Source organism: Kitasatospora sp. NPDC043949 (assembly GCF_056435365.1).
On record NZ_JBWKEQ010000041.1, the window covers coordinates 60,167 to 78,121 of the forward strand.

Here is a 17,955-nt window from a genome sequence, read left to right on the forward strand (position 1 = left end):
CTTCTCCCCCCCCCCCCCCCCACCCCACCCCCCCCCCCCCCACCCCCCCCCCCCCCCCCCCCCCCCCCCCCCCCCCCCCCCCCCCCCCCCCCCCCGGGGTGGGGCGCGGTCATGAACCCGGGTGCAGTCGGCCCAGTCCCGCGGACACCCGGGCGGCACCGTCGGCGAGCAGCACGCCGGGAGTCGACTCCGAGAACGGCACCACCACGAAAGCCTTGCGCTGCACGGCGGTGAGCTTGCTCAGCACCGGGTCGTTCTCCAAGTAGTCGATCTTGGACTGGGCCGTGTCCCAGCCGGCGTCCGCGACCACGATGGCGTCCGGGTCCGCCGCGACGACCTTCTCCCAGCTCACGTTCTGCCAGCCACCGGACAGGTCCCCGAAGACGTTGCGGGCGCCCACGGCATTGAGAACGAGTTGAGGTCCGCCGTGGCCGGCCCCGACGAACGGCGCCTTGGTGTCCGAGTCGTACCACAGGACCTTCAAGCCCTTGCCCGCGGCCGTCGCCGTGAACTCGGCCAGCTGCTGCTCCTGTTGCTGCTGGATCGCGGCGGCCCGCTCCGTGACACCGAAGACCTTGGCGACGTCGTTCAGTTCGCCCCACACCGCCTGCCAGGTCGTCGGCGGCACCTGGCTCTTGTCCGAGCAGCCGAACGGGGACAGGTACGACAGGATGCCCTGGCCGCGCAGTTCCCCCCGGGTGCCCGCGACCTTGTCGGTGAACGCGCTGGAGTAGGAGGCGTACAGGAAGTCGGGACGGGCCGCGAGGAGCTTCTCCTTCGTCGGGTAGTCCTTGGAGAGCACCGGGACGGAGTCGTAGGCCGCCTTCCACTTCTCCGGGATGGAATCGTCGAGGTAGGCGGTACCGGCCATGCGGGACTGCAGGCCGAGGGCCAGGGCCACCTCGGTGGCACCCTCGTTGAGCGTCACCAGCCGGTCGGGCGGCGCGCCGACCGTCACGGTGGACCCGCAATTGTCGACGCTGACCGGCGCGGCAGTTCCGGTCGTCCCGCCGGACGTGGTGGGCGCGGGGGCGCCCGTGCAAGCTCCGAGCATGCCGATGAACAGGAAGGCCGCGACCGCCCGGCCGACACGTATCGGACCTGTGGGACGTACGGAACATATGGAACGGAACGGATACGGCAGACCGCTGGGCACGTGTTCTCCAAAACCCTCGTGGAACATGTAGCGCCGTGGCCGGTCTCCTGGCTTCCGCATCAACGCGCCGCGGCCGACCTTCCCGGACGGCTCTTCCAACCCGCCCAGTGGCCCTGACCGCTGGAAAAGCCGGTCAGCGAGGGCCGCGGAACTCCGCGGCAACAGTGGCGAGGGCCGCACCGGACTCAGACCGGTTTCCCGTACACCACGGCGATGGCAAGGTATCAGGCGTGGTCAGGTCGGTGCTGGCCAGCCCGTGGGATGGTCGTCTGGACCGTTCCTGGGGTTGCGGGAGGGATCGGCCACGGGGCCCGGTCGGGGGTCTCAGGTGCGGGCGGCGACGATCCAGTTCCTGAACTCGACGGCGTAGTGCCGCAGGTGGTGGTCCAGGACCTCGTCCGGGCACGTGACGGGGAAGTAGGGCGCCGCCACTCGGCCGGCGGGCGGAGACGCGGCTGGTCGTCGGCGTCGAGCGGATCGAGCACGCCGTCACCGACCCTGCTCGGCGGCGGAGGCACCGGGCCGTCGAAGGGGGGCCCGCGCACGCCCTCCCGCGGACCTGCGACGGGTGGTCAGGGGTGTGTTCCCCCACTTCGGGGGCAAGCGACGAGGCGGAGCGGCTCACCGAAAGGGTGTGTCGTGCCGGACAGAGCGCCACCCCTGGGGATAGTTCGTACATCACCAGCAATCACGCGGGCGACGGCCCGGCGGTCGTGCCCGCCCAGTGCCGGAGGAACGATGGACGACAAGCCGAGACGAAGGAGCAACGGCATGGCGAACGACCAGAACGACGCTACCGCGCGGCGCGACGAATCCCTCGCGGATCCGGTGGCAGGGCGGACAGGGTGGGACGAGGTCGACGCGCGGGCGGTGGACACCGTGCGGCTGCTGGCCGCCGACGCGGTGCAGAAGGTCGGCAACGGCCATCCGGGCACCGCGATGAGCCTGGCCCCACTGGCGTACCTGCTGTTCCAGAACGTCATGCGCCACGACCCCGGCGACGACCGGTGGCTGGGACGGGACCGCTTCGTGCTCTCCTGCGGCCACTCCAGCCTGACCCTCTACATCCAGCTCTACCTGGCCGGCTACGGCCTGGAACTCTCGGACCTGCAGGCTTACCGGACCTGGGGCTCCGCCACCCCCGGGCACCCCGAACACCGGCACACCCCCGGCGTGGAGATCACCACCGGCCCGCTGGGCCAGGGCCTGGCCAGCGCGGTGGGCATGGCGATGGCCGCCCGCCGCGAACGTGGTCTCCTCGACCCGGACGCCGAAGCGGGCACCAGCCCCTTCGACCATCACGTCTACGTGATCGCCTCCGACGGAGACATGATGGAGGGCGTCACCGGCGAGGCCGCCTCCCTGGCAGGGCACCAGGAACTCGGCGACCTCATCGTCTTCTACGACTCCAACCACATCTCCATCGAGGACGACACCGACATCTCCTTCAGCGAGGACGTCCCGGCCCGCTACGCCGCCTACGGCTGGCACGTGCAGACCGTGGACTGGACGCGCACCGGCCGCTACGTCGAGGACGTCGACGTGCTCCTGGCGGCCACCCGCGCCGCCCGGCAGGAGACCGGCCGCCCTTCGCTGATCATGCTGCGCACCGTGATCGGCTGGCCCGCCCCGACCAAGCAGGACAGCGGCAAGGCCCACGGATCCGCGCTGGGCGAGGACGAGGTCGCCGCCACCAAGCGGCTGCTGGGCTTCGACCCCGAAGAGCACTTCATCGTCGAGGAGGACGTCCTGGGCCGCACACGCGAGGCCGCCGACCGCGGCCGGCAGGTGCACGCCGAGTGGGACGAGAGGTTCGCGGCCTGGCGCACGGCGAACCCCGAGCGCGCCGTCCTGCTGGACCGACTGCGGGAGCAGCGGCTGCCCGACGGTTGGGCGGACGTCCTGCCGACCTTTCCCCCCGACGCCAAGGGCATGGCCACCCGCGCCGCCTCGGGCGAGGTCCTCACCGCACTGGCCCCGGTCCTGCCCGAGCTGTGGGGCGGCTCCGCCGACCTGGCCGGCAGCAACATCACCACCATGGTCGGCCAGCCGTCCTTCGTCCCCACCGACCGCCAGACAAAGAACTGGAAGGGCGGCCCCTACGGGCGCACCCTGCACTTCGGCATCCGTGAACACGCCATGGGCGCGATCCTCAACGGCATCGCCCTGCAGGGCCTGACCCGCCCCTACGGCGGCACGTTCCTGACCTTCTCCGACTACATGCGCCCCGCCGTCCGGCTGGCCGCCCTGATGCGACTTCCGGTCACGTACGTCTGGACCCACGACTCCATCGGCCTGGGCGAGGACGGCCCCACCCACCAGCCCGTCGAACACCTGGCCGCACTGCGTGCCATCCCCGGTCTGGACGTCGTGCGCCCAGCCGACGCCAACGAAACCACCGCGTGCTGGCGCACCATCCTCGAACACCGCGACCGCCCGGCCGGACTGGTCCTCAGTCGCCAGAACCTGCCTGTCCTCGACCGCGACAGCGGCGAGTTCGCCCCCGCACGGGAAGCGGCTCGGGGCGGGTACGTCCTGGCCGAGGCTCCGGGCGGCGCGACGCCGGACGTCATCCTCATCGCGACGGGCTCCGAGGTGCACCTCGCCCTGGAGGCCCGCACCCTGCTGGCGGCCGGGGGACTCGCGGTGCGGGTGGTGTCGATGCCCTGCCGGGAGTGGTTCGCCGCCCAGCCCCAGGACTACCAGGACCATGTTCTGCCCCTGGACGTACGGGCCCGGGTGAGCGTCGAGGCCGCCGTCGGACAGGGCTGGCGGGAGATGGTGGGCGACGCCGGACGGATCGTCAGCCTGGAGCACTACGGCGCGTCCGCCGACTACCAGCGCCTGTACACCGAGTTCGGCATCACCCCCCAGGCGGTCGCCGCAGCCGCCCGCGACAGCATCCTCGACACCCGGCGGGCACCGCGTCCCGGCGGCCACCAGCAGACCTCCACCCCGACCACAGGTGGCACCGGGGACCTCAGCCGCTCCGACACTTGAACGGTGGGCAGGAGGCCGATGTCCGCTTCGCGCGGCCCGGCACCGTTGGCACGCTCCTTGTGATCAGAGTGCCGTGGGGCTGGTGGCGGTGGCCGCCGAGACGTCGGGGTGGAGGGCGAAGACCCGGTCCAGTCCGACGATGTGCAGAATCCTGATGGTGTTGGCCGGGACCGCGGCCAAGGCCATGTCGGCGCCCTGTTCGGCGGCCACGTTGCGGACGGCCAGCAGAGCGGTGATGCCGCTGGAGTCGCAGAACTCCAGACCGGTCTCGCTGTTCCGCCCTCGGAGGAGGGTGGAACCACAGGACTGGTCGCAACCTCACACAAGCCCTCATTCCCGCACGTCGTGGCGGTTGGTGAACCAACGAGGTCCGCCATCCCGTTGAGGCATGTACCTGACCATCCTCCGATAGAGAGTTGGCTGCCATGACCTCCAAGCGTGTTGTCCAGTCCTCCGTACTGACCGCCGTCCTGGCGCTGAGCGCCGGCTTGGCCCTGGCTCCCGCGGCGCAGGCCGCCGGCCCCTCCGCCGGAACGACGCGGTCGGCCGCCCCAGTGGCGTCCGCCGCCTACGCGGTGCGCAGCACCCAGGTCACCCTGTCGAACCAGACCAGCAGCATGCTCTACCTCGGCTCGGCCACCCTGGCCCACGGGTGCTGGAGCGCCGGCAGTCCTCTGCCCCCGAGCTACATCCTGCCGAACGTGGCCCCCAGCTGGAAGACCGAGTCGTGCGGGTTCCTGACGGGCACCGAGGGGCAGATCGGCTTCGGCGTGGACACCTGGAGCGGGTTGATCCACTGGAGCAACCCCTACGCCGGGTCGAACGTCAACGAGTGCACTGTCGGTGCGGGTCTCACCTGCCAGGTGATCGGCGGAGGGGGGAACAACGCGGAGGTCACCTTCGTGGTGCGGCGCGCCTGAGGCCCGACCCCACCCGGTCGCCCGCCACCTGAACCACGAGTGCCTCCGGCAGGGCGGCCGAAATCGTAACGGCGTCCTGACCGGCCGCCCGCTCCCTATCCTCCCGAGCGGGTTGCGGTGCCGGATCGGTCCGGGGAGTGCGGCGCGGCCGCTCTGCGGACGGCGACCTCGGTGGTCGGCTCCCGGGCGGCGCGCGGCGCGGTCTGGCTGCGCCGAACCGGTCGCGGCGGCTCCGTACGACCTTGTCGCGTCCGCGAGCCGCAGCAGGGCTGCCGGGGCGTCACGTTCCCGGTCGTGGGCGGAATGGGGATCGGCTGCCGTCCCTGCGTCGAGCACCGCCTCAAGGGTGCTAACTTAGGCAAGCCTAACCAAGACGCGCGACCACACAGCCCAGGGGGGCACCATGGCAGACCAACCGACCCGCCGGACACCGCAGGCGCGCGAAGCACAGGTGCTGCGCACCGAGCGGATCACACCGCACATGGTGCGCCTGGTCCTCGGCGGTGCGGGGTTGGAGGACTTCGACGCCACCGAGTTCACCGACCACTACATCAAGGTGCTCTTCGCGCCCGAGGGCGTGAGCTACCCGGAGCCCTTCGACATGGCGCGGATCCGCGAGGAGTTCCCGCCCGAGCAGCGGCCGATCACCCGGACGTACACCGTGCGGGCCTGGGACCCGGCCCTGCGCGAGCTGACCATCGACTTCGTGGTGCACGGTGACGAGGGCCTGGCCGGGCCCTGGGCGGCCCGCGCACAGCCCGGCGAGACGGTGCGCTTCCTGGGCCCCGGCGGCGGCTACGCCCCCGACGCGAGCGCCGACTGGCACCTGCTGGTGGGCGACGAGAGCGCGCTGCCCGCGATCGCCGCGGCGCTGGAGCGGATGCCGGCCGATGCCGTGGTGCACGCCTTCGTCGAGGTCGCGGACGCCGCGGAGGAGCAGAAGATCGTCTCGCCCTCCGGGGCCGAGATCAGCTGGCTGCACCGCGGCGCCCGCCCGGTGGGCGAGGCGCTGGTCGAGGCGGTGGGCGCGCTGGAATTCCCCGCCGGCACGGCATCCGCGTTCGTGCACGGTGAGGCGGGCTTCGTGAAGGAACTGCGGCGCCTGCTGCGCGTGGAGCGAGGCATCCCGCGCGAGCGGCTGTCGGTCTCGGGCTACTGGCGGTCCGGTCAGAGTGACGAGGCCTGGCGGGCGGCCAAGCGCGAGTGGAACGCCCAGGTGGAGGCCGAGCAGGAGTCGGCCGGCTGATCTACGCGGCCGGGTGGCCGCCCCTCCCCGGCCTCTGCCCGCCCCTGGCGGCCCCCCGCCGCCCGCACTCCCGCCTCCGTCGACGCTGTACACGGAATAGTTGTCCTCGCCGCGCATGCCTCCGGCCCAGTACCGGTTTCATGATCACTGAGGGAGAATTCCAGAAGGCCAATTCGGCGCAGTCGACAGGGGGTTGGGCGATGTCGAGGCTCTTCGGCGGACGGGGCGGCGGCAGGGGAGACGAGGGAAGCGGGAGTACGCAGGAGCTGGCCAGGTCACTGGCCCGGCAGGGGGCTTGGGGCGGTCTGTGGAAGCTGGTGCTGTCCCTCCCCTTCCCGCAGGCCGCGGCGGCAGCCGCCCACCTGAAGCCATCGCGGTGGCAGCCCCAGGGAATGGCGGAGCGCCAGCTGGCCCAGCTGCTGGCCGAGACCGACCGTCGGGAGGTGGCACGGGTCAGCGAGTCGGTCCACGCGTCGGCGTCGCGGGTGCTGCCGTCCGCTCTCAACGCCGCCGGCCCGGTCGGCTTCTGCCATCAGCTGCCGCTGGCCGCGATCAACCTGATCGGCGAGGACCTCCACCGGTGCCGGATCGCGACCGTGGACCGCACCGGCGTCCTGAACGAGTTCTACGAAGGCCCGACGAACCACGTGTCGCTGTGCTGCGTGGACGCGGATACCGTGGTCGCCCTGCGCGACTTCGCCGGCGACGGCCACCTCCGGAACGCGGAACTCGTCGAGTACACACCCGGCGGGGAGACGGTCCTGGCCGGCGGCACGGCGCTGCTCGGAGCACGGGTGGAGGCGACGGCCGACGGTTTCGTGACGGGCCTGAGGCTGGTCAGGGCGGCGCTCGGGTTCTCCGGCGGCCAGGAGCTGCAGCTCGACCTGGCGGAGTTCGGCTTCAACCGCGCCGACCTGTTCGCCGTCGACCCCTCCGGCACCCGGATCGCGTTCGCCGACGGGTTCCGGATCCTGATCACCGACAGCAGGCTCGAACCGATGCACGAGTTCGCCGCGGACGACCACCTCGGCCACGGACCGATCAGCGCCATCGCGTTCACCGCCGACTCCCTGGTCACGGCCGGCCTGGACCGTGGCCTGCAGCGGTGGCAGGTGGCCGGCGACCGCCTGCGCCCGCTGCACCCCGCCTCGTTCCCACCACCCAGGGCCCTGCACAGGCTCAGCCCCGTGCCCGCCTGGGACCTCCTGGTCGGGGACGGCGGCAACGAGAACTTCTTCTACGACCAGACGTCCCTGGACAGCCGGACCTCGCCGCCCTTCCTGGGCTCCCTCGACACCGGCATCGGGCACTTCGAGTCAGCACCGTACGGCAGGCTCGCCGTCTACGAGGGCGGCCTGTTCCCGCCGACCCGCGACAGCGCCGACGGCTTCTACTCCACCGTGGTCCTCGACCTCGACCACCCCCTGAACCTGCTGGCCAGAGGGCTGTCGTCGCTCTCCCGCGCGGACGCCGACCGATCGCGCGCCACCCGCGCCGACGCCGGCCGCTACCCGCTGTCGGACTCCGCCCGGAACGTCCTCGACCGCATCGAAGCAGCCGCCGAACTGGTACCCGAACTCGCCCGGTGACCCCGCGATCGTCCACGTACTCGTCGTTGATCGCCGGAAGAGTTCTCTCGAACGCCCCCACCAATCTCATCAGGCCGCCTCGGGGCGGTTCGGCGAGGGCCCTTGGGGGTGCGGGAAGCGTAGCCGGCGGTGTCAGCGTCGAGCATGACCATGTCCTGGTCCTCCATGTCCAGGCCTCGGAACCTACCCCGCTGAGCCGTGCAACGATTCCCAGGTGAGAGTCCCTGATGCTCCTTTCCGTGAACGCCTGTTTGTCGAGGCGCTGGCCGTGCTGGCGGCCGATCCCTCGGCTCAGCTGACCTGGGTGGACGAGCAGGGTGTCTCGACGGATGAGGTCGCCCTGGACTTCGACCACGCCTTCCGCATGGCCGAGGGCCTGGTCGAGGACGGGGATCTCAGCCGCGAGGCGCTACGTGACCTTCGAGCGATCGATGCGATCTTCGCCGGGATGAGCGGCCGGGAGAACTCGGACCGGTGGGACAGGGAGGCTCTGACGGTCGATCCAGGGTGGATCGAAGCCCGGGAACTGGCCCGCCGGATCCTCATCGGGATGCTGGGCGAGTGGTGCCTGCCGATGCCGGAGATTCTCGTCGTGCGATAGCGGGCCCGGATCCCCCCGCAGTAGGCAGCGAAGTCACCGAAGGGTAATTTCGTAACAGCTTGCCTTTGTGATGAATACTCAGAGTGACTGCTATATGTGGGGACATGACACATGAACAGCACTCAGTCCCTCCCGGACAGCGCCCGCGGCGCGTCCGGACGGCCCGGCTCGCCGCAGGGGCCCTGGCCCTGATCGTGGGCGCCGGAATGCCCCTGTGCCTGGACATCGGGACCCAGGCGCAGCCTCGGGCCGGAGGCTCGCCCCTGGTCAGCGAGACGTTCACCCAGGCCGCCGCCCCGGAGTTCACCGGCGTGGGGTCGGCCTGTCTCACCGGCGCGCCGGCTGCCGCCGCGCCCGGCCCCGGGGACCATCCGCTCGGCGGCTGCCCGGGCGGCGTGGGCCCGGTGCCGCCCCCCGGCGGAGCGCCGCACGGCTATCTGCGGCTGACGGACGCGTCCAACGACCAGGCCGGCGCGGTCCTCTACAACAACGCGCTGCCCGCCAACCAGGGCCTCGATGTCACCTTCGACCAGTGGCAGTACGGGAGCACGACCCCGGCCAACCCCGCTGACGGCATCTCGTTCTTCCTGGTGAACGGCGACGGCGCGCTGACCCACCCCGGCGCCTTCGGCGGCAGCCTCGGGTACGCGCAGAAGCTTCCCGACGACGATCCCACCGCCACCTTCCTGCCCGGTGTGGACCGCGGCTACCTGGGCGTGGGGCTCGATGTCCTCGGGAACTACTTCGGCGACTGGGAGCACCGCGGCAACGGCTGTCCCACCCGCTCGCCCGCCGGGACGGCGTTCCGCGTCCCAGGCCCCGGGGCCAACATGGTCACGGTGCGCGGCCCGGGCGACGGGATCGAGGGCTACTGCTTCCTGACCGCCACCACCAGCAACTTCAGCACCACCGCACCCTGGCCGTCGACGCTCCCGGGCACCCTGCAAGGGCCGCTCACCGCGCTGCCCCCGGGGGCCACCCCCGCCCAGGCCGAGACCGCGCTCGAACCCTCGCGCCGCCGGGTCCTTGTCGAGCTCACCCCGACGCCCGACCCGGTGCTCACCGTGTCGGTCGACTTCAACGACGGCACCGGCTCCCACCAGGTGCTCAGCACACCCGCCCCGCAACCGGTGCCCGCCACCTACAAGTTCGGGTTCGCGGCCTCCACCGGTCTGTTCACCGACGTGCACCTCATCCGCAACGTGGTGGTGAGCAGCAACCAGCCGCTGCCGCAGTTGAACCTCGTCAAGCAGGTCCGGCAGCCGCTGCCCGGTGACCTGGTGGCCGGGACGCGGGTGCCGTACGACTTCGTGGTCACCAACTCCGGTGCCACGGACATCACCGGCCTCGCCGTCAACGACCCGAAGGTCGGCCCGGTCTCGTGTCCCACGACGACGCTCGCGAGCGGTCATACGGTCACCTGCACTGCCACCTACACCGTCACCACCGCCGACGTGACCCACGGTTCCATCGACAACACGGCCACCGCGACCGGCGCTTCGGGCGGCCGACCGGTCTCCTCGCCGCCGTCCTCGCAGAGCGTGCCGATCGAACGGCCGCCCGGCCTCGCCATCGAGAAGCAGGTGCAGACGCCCGGCCCCTACACGGTCGGGCAGACGGTCACCTTCCGCTACACCGTCCAGAACACCGGGGGCACCGAGCTGACCGGCGTCCACGTGACCGACGACCACGTCGCCGACATCACCTGCGCCTCGACCGCGCTCGCCCCGGCGGAGAGCCCGGGCGACCGAACCACCTGCCACGGCACGTACACGATCACCGAGAACGACGCTGCGGCCGGCTCCGTCACCAACACCGCCACCGCCACCGGTACGGCGAACGGCCAGCCGGTCACGTCCCCGCAAACCCAACTGACGCTGCCGATCGGGGCGCCGCACCTCGCCCTGAAGAAGCGGGTGCTCTCGCACGGCCCCTACGCCGTCGGCGACACGGTGGAGTACTCCTACACGGTCACCAATACCGGCAGCACCGACCTGCACGGCGTGCTGGTCAACGACGACCGCATCGCCAGCGTCAGCTGCGAGGCGACCACGTTGACGCCCGGGGCCAGCACCACCTGCCACGGCACCTACACGATCACCCTGGCCGACATCGAAGCCTGTAAGGCGGCCCACCACCGCGGCGGCGCCGAGAAGGGCTGCGACCTCACCAACGTGGCGTTCGCGGCGGCCACCGCCCCGCACGGGAACCCGATCGTCAGCGAACCCGCCAAGGCCACCATCACCGTGGGGGAGGAGAAGGACTCCTACTGCCACAAGCACCCCGGCCACGGCCACTGCCGCAAGGGGCTCACCGAGCGCGAGCCCGACCAGGAGAATGACTGACGGTACCTCGCCACCCCCGGCCCTCGCGTCCCCTTCCCGCACGGTGTCTTCCCGGTCGGCGTCTTCCCGCACCGCGTTCACGCAGCGCTTCGTCCAGCGTCCGGGCCGGTCGACGTTCCACCTCTGCGGCGGGGCCTCGGCGCAGAGGACGCAGGCGAAGTCCTCCTCGCGCACGATGCTGAGCTGCTGGCAGGACGGGTGGCGGCGGAACACCACCTCGTGCGGGAAGCCGGACGGGCGAACGACCCCGGCCTGCCACCGGCCGTCCCGGCGGTGCCCGCCGCCCTGGGGCGCTGTGTCCCGGGGTGTCGGGTCGGTCGGGTTGACCACCTGTTAGCGTGCGCGAATGGAAGATCTGGGAGCTGTGGTGTGGCCGCCTGAGCCGGTCAGGACCGGGAGGCTCGTGCTCCGTGCGTCCGAGATCCGGGACCGTGCGGCGTTCATCGAGCTGCTCGCCTCGCCGGAGGTGCACGCCTACCTCGGTGGCCCCCGGCCGCGTGACGAGCTTGAGCGCGAGATGCCCGGGGCGCCCGAGCGGTGGCCCGGGAGTTTCGTCGTCGAGCTCGACGGGTCGATGATCGGCCAGATCCTGCTCAGGAGGGCGACGGGGCACCGCCGTCCGGCTGCCGCGGGGAAGATCGATCTCGGCTACCTGTTCCTGCCGCGGGCGTGGGGATTCGGGTACGCCGCCGAGGCGTGCGCGGCGGCACTCGGCTGGCTCGCCGGCGCGCTTCCCGGCGAGCCGGTGGTGCTCACCACCCAGAGCGCCAACGTGGGCTCGATGCGTCTGGCGGCGAAGCTGGGGTTCACCGAGGTGGAGCGGTTCGAGGCCTGGGGCGCCGAGCAGTGGCTCGGCATGCGCTCCCCGGCCACGCCGTCCGATTGAGTCTGCGACGCAACCGCCGGGGAGCCCCCGCCCACCTGCGCGCGGGAGGGACCCGTGGGTTCTCGGCCGGACGCCGTCAGGAGTCGGCGCACCTGTCGTTCTCTCGTGGCGGAGAGAGGCGCTTCGCGCGCGTCCAGACGGGCGGGGGCCCGGCGCGCGCGTGTCGGTAGTGGCCGTCGTGACGGGTGCGCCGTCCGCGAACTGGCGCGGAGCAGCACCGGCCCCCTGCCCCGGTACTCCAGCAGGCTCGGCATCGAGGTCCGGCTGGAGTACCGGGGACAGGGGACCGGTACCGCGCGCGCGATCAGGCGTTCTGAGCCCCGTTGAAGACGTTGTAGGCGTCGTCACGGTAGTAGGCGCTCACCGCCCACCACTTGCCCTGCCAGCTGTTGCCCGTGACGAAGTCGCCGGTCTGAACGGCCGAGCCGTCGTTCTGGTCGTAGTTCACGAAGAACGGCCCGCCGCTGGCACCTCCGCCCAGTCCGATGCAGTTGTCGATCCGCGCGGTGGGCGGCTGCTCGGGGCCGGCCACCGGCTGGCCGCCGCACCAGAGCATGTGCTCCCGCTCGGCGGGGACCACTCCGGGGATGCCGATGATGTGCGCGTAGTTGTTGATGTCCCGGTTGAACCCGATGCCGGTGGCCCCGACGACATCCGCGATGTGTCGGCCGTTCAGCGTGTTCAGCACGAGGAAGGCGATGTCGCCCTGCGGAGCGGGGGCGTCGACCCAGCCGGCCGCCCGCCAGGTCCACCAGCCGTAGGGGGCGTTCCCCGCGTCGTAGCCGGGAGCGAACTTGAAGTCGTGCCCGCCCTCCACGCAGTGCCGGGCGGTGGCGATGACATCGCGGTTGGCGCTGGAGACGACGTTGGCGGTGCACACGCCGTCCCCGGTGAGCAGCCGCCCCGTGGTGCCCCAGACGCTGGCCTTGGCGCCGGCCATCGCGTCGGCGTTGGCCTTGGCGCCTCCGTTCGGGCTGACGGTCGGTTCGGTCGCGTGGATCGTCAGCGGCTGGCCGTCGAGGGAGCTCTCCTTCTCGGGCGCCCAGCTCGTACTGCCGGCATTCGCCGGGTTGATCAAGACGTGGCTCTTGCCGCTGACCCGCTCGATCGGCTTGGCGTCCGTGGCCGGTGCGGCGGACGAGGCCGGCACGGCCATGCCGAGGGCCGCCACCGATGCCACGACTGCTGCGAGGAGACCGCGCATGCGCATGGTTGTCCTTCCTTCGCTGTGGGGTGTGCTGTCTGCTGTCCCGTCAGCTTGGAGGCAGCATGTCAACAACGAGTCAACAACATGTCAATGGCCGGCGCGGCGACCGGCGCCGGCGACCGCGGCCCAACGTGGTGATCACCGTCCTCGGCCCGCCGATGCCGCCCCTGCTGCCGGTGGCCCAGCTCTACGCGCGCTACATCCCCTTGCTGCCGTGCCCTGAGGGCGCGGACCTGCTGCAGGTGCTGTGGTGTCCGCTGAACCACGATCCGTCGCGGTTGCCCGCGGCCAGGGTGGTGTGGGGCTCCTCCGCGCAGGTCGACGCGCTGCTGACCGATCCGCCGCTACCGGCTGACGTGGAGAATGACGGCGACTACGTGCCCGAGCCGTGCGTGCTGCACCCGGAGGTGGTGACGGAGTACCCGGCGCCGCTGGAGCTGGGGGCCGACCTCGCGGACCGGATCGGGGACTGGTGCGAGCGGGAGTTCACCGGCACCGATCCGAGGTACCGGTACGCCGAGGAGTTCCGGGCCTACTACCAGTACGAGCTGTCGGTCGCCCCTGGCTGGAAGGTCGGCGGGCGGTTCGACCGGTGGGTGAGCAGCAAACGGCGACGCGGGCGAGGACGAGTCCGGTGTTTGTCCGGCGGCGGCGGGCCGGGCGTCGTGCGGAGCGGTCGGGGACCAGGCCTCGCAACTCACCCAACCCGTGCGGTCCTTCCACCGCCACGGCCCCACCAGCACCGGGACCGTTCATCCCATGGCCGTCAATCCGCCTCTTGGTCCCAGGGCGGCAGCTTGGTGGTCGCAGGCTGTCCGAGGTGGTCGCGCAGTTCGTGCCTGCCCAGATCCGTGAGGGCGAGGGCACGGGTGGTTCCGATCCGGATCAGCCACCCGGCGGCCAGGGCGTGCCCGCAGATGGCGGCGCCGACGGCCCCGCCCAGGTGCGGGCGCCGTTCGGTCCAGTCCAGGCAGGCGCGTACCAGCGGTCTGCGGGAGGCGTCGGGCAGTGCGATGCCCAGGTCGTGGAGCCAGGCCGCCCCTTCGGCGGTGAGCGACGGATCGGCTCCCCACGCCAACAGGCCGAGGCCGGCCATCGAGTCGGTGACGGCCAGGCCCAGCTCTCCGGCCAGGTGGTCGTAGCAGAGCCACGCGCGGGCCAGGGCCCGCTGCCGCCCTGAGCCCGACAGCGAACGCGGCCTGGGGGTGTGGCGCGGGGCGAGTGCGGCGAGGCTCTCGATCAGGGCCATCACGCGCGGATCGGCCATCCGCAGGTAACGGTGGCGTCCGTGGCGTTCCTCGGCGAGGAGTCCGCCACGTACGAGCACGTTCAGGTGCTCGGTCGCGGACGAGGCCGCGACACCGGCATGGCGGGCCAGTTCCGTGGCCGTCCAGGCCCGGCCGTCCAGCAGGGCCAGGCAGAAGTCCGCCCTGGTGTCGTCGGCCAGCAGCCTGGCCACGGCGGCCAGGTCCACGCCGACGTCCCGGCCCTCGCGCTGGTGGTCCATGTCCCCGATTGTCGTCGATCTCGCTTCGGGCCCGGCCGAAGCGTCCGCGCCCTAACGTCCCGTACCGGCCGAGGCCACCGCGCCCTGCGCCCGCACACCTTCCGCCAACCGCCCTGGGAGCCCCATGCCTGCCACCGACAACACGCCATCGAACCCCTGGCCCGGCATCGGCCTCACGGTCACCGACGCCCCGAAGCCCGCCGACGTATCGCTCATCTCCGACGCCCTGGACCGGTTCAACACCGACTCGACAGCCGTCGACGACCGCCGCCCACTGGCCGTCCTGGTACGTGACTGCGTGACCTCCCAGGTGATCGGTGGCCTGACCGGTCGCACCTCACTCGGGCTGTTCTTCCTCGACCTGTTCTTCCTGCCGGCCGAGTTGCGCCACGGTGGCCTGGGCAGTGAGATCCTGCGCCGGGCCGAAAGCGAAGCCCGCGCACGCGGCTGCCGCACGGCGGTCCTGTACACGATCAGCTTCCAGGCTCCCGGCTTCTACGCGAAGCACGGCTGGCGACGCCTGGGCGAAGTCCCGTGCGACCCGCCGGGCACCAGCAGGGTCTTCATGACAAAGGACCTCGACCCGCCGTCAGCCACCTGAATCCGCAGCACCGCGGTTCTGCGTGCCGTGTTCTGCCCGCTCCTCAAGGACCGCGGTGGCGGGTGAGCATACGGCCTCTGCCCCGAGCAGCCGACGGGCTGGCGAGCAGCCGACGGGTTGGCCCCCGCGGCCGGCAGAGCGGCGGCGGGGGCCTGCCGTCAGGTCGCCTCCGTCCGTCGAGGTACTCGCGCCTCCCTGGCCTGACCTCGTCCATTCCCGCCCCTTCCTTCTCACTCCTGTGGCACCTGTTGCCCCGGACGATACGCACCGCCGCAGACAACCCCCGGTGCCGCGGCCCGCCCGGCGCGGCCGGTTCTGAGCGGGCCGCAGGGCCGCAGGCGCGCAGGCCGGTTACGGGGAAGCTTCCGAAACGAGAACCGTTTCCAAAAACCCCACCATCGATCGGTCAAGGTCTGGCGGAACGCGGCCGTAGCGACCGCCCGCTGCGCCAGGGTGGGCGCCATGAGACTCCTGAAACCCCGTCCTGCCCCGCGCGCGGGCCGAACGCCGTTCCGCGCGCTGCCGCTGATCGCGCTGGTCGTGGCCGGCGCGGTGATATCCCTCGGTACGGTCGTCCCGGCCGCGGCCGCGACCTCCCGGGTCGACCTGAACGTCCTCGTCGTCACCGACGGCAACCCGTGGGTCGAGGGCATCCACAAGCAACTGGTCTCCGAGGGCGTGCCGACCACCGTGGTCGACCTCACCAGCAGCAACCGCGCCACCCTCACGGCGTCCTTCCTCGCCGACGCCCTGGCCGACGGCACACCGCACGGCCACTTCGAGGGCGTCGTCCTGCCCAACGACGCGCCGAGCCAGCTCTCCGCCGCCGAACTCTCCGCCCTCACCGGCTACGAGCAGGCCTACCACGTCCGGCAGGTCGACTCCTACGTGTGGCCGGGCGCCAACACCGGTCTGAGCACGCCCTCGTGGACCGGTTCGCTCGACGCGACCACCGCCACCGCGTCCTCCTCCGCCCGGACCGACGCCTTCCGCTACCTCAACGGCCCGGTGCCGTTCGAGGGCACCGCGGGCGGCAGCGGCTCGTACGGCGCGCTGGCCACGCCGGTGCCCGACAACCCGGCCACCGGATCGCACTTCGAACCGTTCCTCACCGAGACGGTGCCCGGCACCTCGACGCAGGGCGTGCTCGCGGGCGTCTACACCAGCGGCGGTCGCCAGCAGTTGGTCCTCACCTTCGCGTACAACTACGACCAGCAGCAGTTCCGGCTGCTCGCACACGGAATCGTCGACTGGGTGACGCGGGGCGTCCACCTGGGCTACTGGCGCAACTACTTCTCGGCACACATCGACGACCTGTTCAACGCCAACTCCCGGTGGAGCCAGAGCGGCAAGTGCACCCCGGGCGAAGGCGACTGCGCCGCCGGCGTACCGGACACCACACCCATCCGGATGGCCGCCTCCGACGTCACCGGCACGGTGAACTGGCAGCAGCAGAACGGCTACACCCTGGACTTCCTGTTCAACGCCGGCCCGGGTGTCGAGTACCAGCAGGAGCAGGGCGGCGACGACCCGCTGAGCGACGCGCTGCTGGCGAACAAGAACAGCTTCCGGTGGGTCAACCACACCTACGACCACCCGTTCCTGGGCTGCGTGCAGGACTTCTCGGTGATCCCCTGGCGGTGCCAGACCGACGCCTCGGGTGCCATCGAGTACGTCGACCAGCCCACCATCAGCTCCCAGATCACCCAGAACATCCAGTTCGCCCAGGCCAACGGCCTCCCGTTCCGGCCGAACGAACTGGTCGCGGGCGAGCACTCCGGCACCGTGATGCTGCCGCAGCAGCCCGACGACAACCCGAACTTCCTGGCCGCGCTGAGTGCCGACAACATCCAGTGGCTCGGCGTCGACGCCTCCCGCGAGAGCGGGCAGCGTCAGATCGCCTCCGCGCTCGGCACCCCGCGCCACCCGGTCAACGTGTTCTACAACGTCTCCACCCAGGCCGACGAGGTGAGCGAGTACAACTGGCTCTACACCTCCAAGGCGAACGGTGGCAGCGGCAACTGCGAGGCCAACCCGGCCACCACGACCTGCATCGCACCGCTGGACCCGAACACCGCCTGGTCGAGCTACGTCCTGCCGCTGCAGGTCAGGATCACCCTCGGGTACGTGCTCTCCAACGACCCGCGGCCCTTCTTCATGCACCAGTCCAACCTGACCGACGACAAGCTGGCACTGCAGACCCTCACCGGCATCCTGTCCACCTACCGCACCTGGTTCACCGCGGACACCCCGGTGGTCAACCAGACCCTCACCGACTCCGGGACGGTCCTCCAGCAGCAGGCCGGCTGGCAGCACGCCCAGAACACGGGCTCGGCCACCGGCTACATCCAGGGCGGCGTGGTCACCCTCCAGGGGACCTCCGGCACCGCCGTGCCGGTCACCGTGCCCGCCGGCACCACCGTCGCCGGCGGTGCCACCTTCGGGGCCGCGTACGGTGGCGAGCAGTCCGCGAACACCACGCTCGGCGCGACGGCGACCGCACTGACGCTGCCCACGAACGTGTTCGGTACGGTGGCCGACTCGACCCCCACCGGCCCGGGCGCGGAGCTCGCCTCCTACGCCAAGGGCTCCCCGCACGACGTGCGCCGCGACGGCGACGCCATCGTCATCACCGACCCGACCGGCACCCACGTCCTGCCCAAGCTCGCCGGCGCGCCGGAGGAGCAGCTGCACATCGGCGACCACCACCACAACCCGTACAACGCCGTCCCGAAGGCACCGGCCAAGAAGTAGCCCGCACCCCGTACCGCGCACCCCGTACCGCGGGGGGGGGGGGGGGGGGGGGGGGGGGGGGGGGGGGGGGGGGGGGGGGGGGGGGGGGGGGGCGGTGGGGGGGGGGGGGGGCCGTGCGATCGTGGAGTTCGACGGGGGGATGC

General features: G+C 71.6%; 12 protein-coding genes, 1 pseudogene and 1 riboswitch. Of the genes and pseudogenes, 9 read left to right on the plus strand and 4 right to left on the minus strand.

What is annotated here, in order from left to right:
• Positions 1-109: 109 nt before the first annotated feature.
• Positions 110-1,054, minus strand: coding sequence for an ABC transporter substrate-binding protein (locus AC07AL_RS28340; RefSeq protein WP_478318677.1), 945 nt, complete (start codon positions 1,052-1,054; stop codon positions 110-112).
• 122 nt (positions 1,055-1,176) lie between these two features.
• Positions 1,177-1,381, minus strand: a riboswitch (cobalamin riboswitch).
• Positions 1,382-1,927: 546 nt separating this feature from the next.
• Between AC07AL_RS28340 and tkt the strand changes: the two genes are divergently transcribed.
• Positions 1,928-4,156, plus strand: coding sequence for a transketolase (gene tkt / locus AC07AL_RS28345; RefSeq protein WP_363587213.1), 2,229 nt, complete (start codon positions 1,928-1,930; stop codon positions 4,154-4,156).
• Between the two features lie 63 nt (positions 4,157-4,219).
• Here the strand turns inward: tkt and AC07AL_RS28350 are convergent.
• Positions 4,220-4,417: pseudogene (locus AC07AL_RS28350) on the minus strand (STAS domain-containing protein); the annotation flags it as partial.
• 164 nt (positions 4,418-4,581) lie between these two features.
• Here AC07AL_RS28350 and AC07AL_RS28355 point away from each other — a divergent pair.
• From AC07AL_RS28355 to AC07AL_RS28380, 6 genes are all read left to right on the plus strand, one after another.
• Positions 4,582-5,076, plus strand: a complete 495-nt coding sequence (locus AC07AL_RS28355) for a hypothetical protein (protein WP_478318680.1) — start codon at positions 4,582-4,584, stop codon at positions 5,074-5,076.
• Positions 5,077-5,479: 403 nt separating this feature from the next.
• Positions 5,480-6,322: a siderophore-interacting protein gene (locus AC07AL_RS28360; protein ID WP_400987666.1), complete on the plus strand. Its 843-nt coding sequence runs from the start codon at positions 5,480-5,482 to the stop codon at positions 6,320-6,322.
• Between the two features lie 392 nt (positions 6,323-6,714).
• On the plus strand, positions 6,715-7,911 hold the full coding sequence (locus tag AC07AL_RS28365) for a hypothetical protein (RefSeq protein ID WP_478318682.1): 1,197 nt from the start codon (positions 6,715-6,717) through the stop codon (positions 7,909-7,911).
• 214 nt (positions 7,912-8,125) lie between these two features.
• Positions 8,126-8,512 carry a hypothetical protein gene (locus tag AC07AL_RS28370; RefSeq protein WP_363587217.1) on the plus strand — a complete coding sequence of 129 codons (387 nt, stop codon included), beginning with the start codon at positions 8,126-8,128 and terminating at the stop codon, positions 8,510-8,512.
• Between the two features lie 206 nt (positions 8,513-8,718).
• Positions 8,719-10,857 carry a DUF7507 domain-containing protein gene (locus AC07AL_RS28375; RefSeq protein WP_400987670.1) on the plus strand — a complete coding sequence of 713 codons (2,139 nt, stop codon included), beginning with the start codon at positions 8,719-8,721 and terminating at the stop codon, positions 10,855-10,857.
• A gap of 346 nt (positions 10,858-11,203) precedes the next feature.
• Positions 11,204-11,743: a GNAT family N-acetyltransferase gene (locus AC07AL_RS28380; RefSeq protein ID WP_363587219.1), complete on the plus strand. Its 540-nt coding sequence runs from the start codon at positions 11,204-11,206 to the stop codon at positions 11,741-11,743.
• Positions 11,744-12,047: 304 nt separating this feature from the next.
• Here AC07AL_RS28380 and AC07AL_RS28385 read toward each other — a convergent pair whose 3' ends face one another.
• The gene (locus tag AC07AL_RS28385) at positions 12,048-12,953 is read right to left on the minus strand and encodes a trypsin-like serine peptidase (RefSeq protein ID WP_363587220.1); all 906 of its coding nucleotides are present in this window, start codon (positions 12,951-12,953) and stop codon (positions 12,048-12,050) included.
• A 763-nt stretch (positions 12,954-13,716) separates the two neighbouring features.
• Positions 13,717-14,457, minus strand: a complete 741-nt coding sequence (locus AC07AL_RS28390; RefSeq protein WP_400987672.1) for an ArsR/SmtB family transcription factor — start codon at positions 14,455-14,457, stop codon at positions 13,717-13,719.
• 124 nt (positions 14,458-14,581) lie between these two features.
• Here AC07AL_RS28390 and AC07AL_RS28395 point away from each other — a divergent pair, with 124 nt between their 5' ends.
• Both AC07AL_RS28395 and AC07AL_RS28400 read left to right on the plus strand, forming a co-directional pair.
• Entirely contained in the window at positions 14,582-15,058 is a 477-nt protein-coding gene (locus AC07AL_RS28395) for a GNAT family N-acetyltransferase (protein WP_478318684.1), read from the plus strand.
• Between the two features lie 462 nt (positions 15,059-15,520).
• Positions 15,521-17,812 carry a hypothetical protein gene (locus AC07AL_RS28400; protein WP_400987675.1) on the plus strand — a complete coding sequence of 764 codons (2,292 nt, stop codon included), beginning with the start codon at positions 15,521-15,523 and terminating at the stop codon, positions 17,810-17,812.
• Positions 17,813-17,955 lie beyond the last annotated feature (143 nt).

Coding starts and splice junctions, on each gene's coding strand:
- AC07AL_RS28340 (WP_478318677.1), bottom strand. CDS start 1,054: ATGCTCGGAGCTTGCACGGGCGCCCCCGCGCCCACCACGTCCGGCGGG.
- tkt (WP_363587213.1), top strand. CDS start 1,928: ATGGCGAACGACCAGAACGACGCTACCGCGCGGCGCGACGAATCCCTC.
- AC07AL_RS28355 (WP_478318680.1), top strand. CDS start 4,582: ATGACCTCCAAGCGTGTTGTCCAGTCCTCCGTACTGACCGCCGTCCTG.
- AC07AL_RS28360 (WP_400987666.1), top strand. CDS start 5,480: ATGGCAGACCAACCGACCCGCCGGACACCGCAGGCGCGCGAAGCACAG.
- AC07AL_RS28365 (WP_478318682.1), top strand. CDS start 6,715: ATGGCGGAGCGCCAGCTGGCCCAGCTGCTGGCCGAGACCGACCGTCGG.
- AC07AL_RS28375 (WP_400987670.1), top strand. CDS start 8,719: ATGCCCCTGTGCCTGGACATCGGGACCCAGGCGCAGCCTCGGGCCGGA.
- AC07AL_RS28380 (WP_363587219.1), top strand. CDS start 11,204: ATGGAAGATCTGGGAGCTGTGGTGTGGCCGCCTGAGCCGGTCAGGACC.
- AC07AL_RS28385 (WP_363587220.1), bottom strand. CDS start 12,953: ATGCGCATGCGCGGTCTCCTCGCAGCAGTCGTGGCATCGGTGGCGGCC.
- AC07AL_RS28390 (WP_400987672.1), bottom strand. CDS start 14,457: ATGGACCACCAGCGCGAGGGCCGGGACGTCGGCGTGGACCTGGCCGCC.
- AC07AL_RS28395 (WP_478318684.1), top strand. CDS start 14,582: ATGCCTGCCACCGACAACACGCCATCGAACCCCTGGCCCGGCATCGGC.
- AC07AL_RS28400 (WP_400987675.1), top strand. CDS start 15,521: ATGAGACTCCTGAAACCCCGTCCTGCCCCGCGCGCGGGCCGAACGCCG.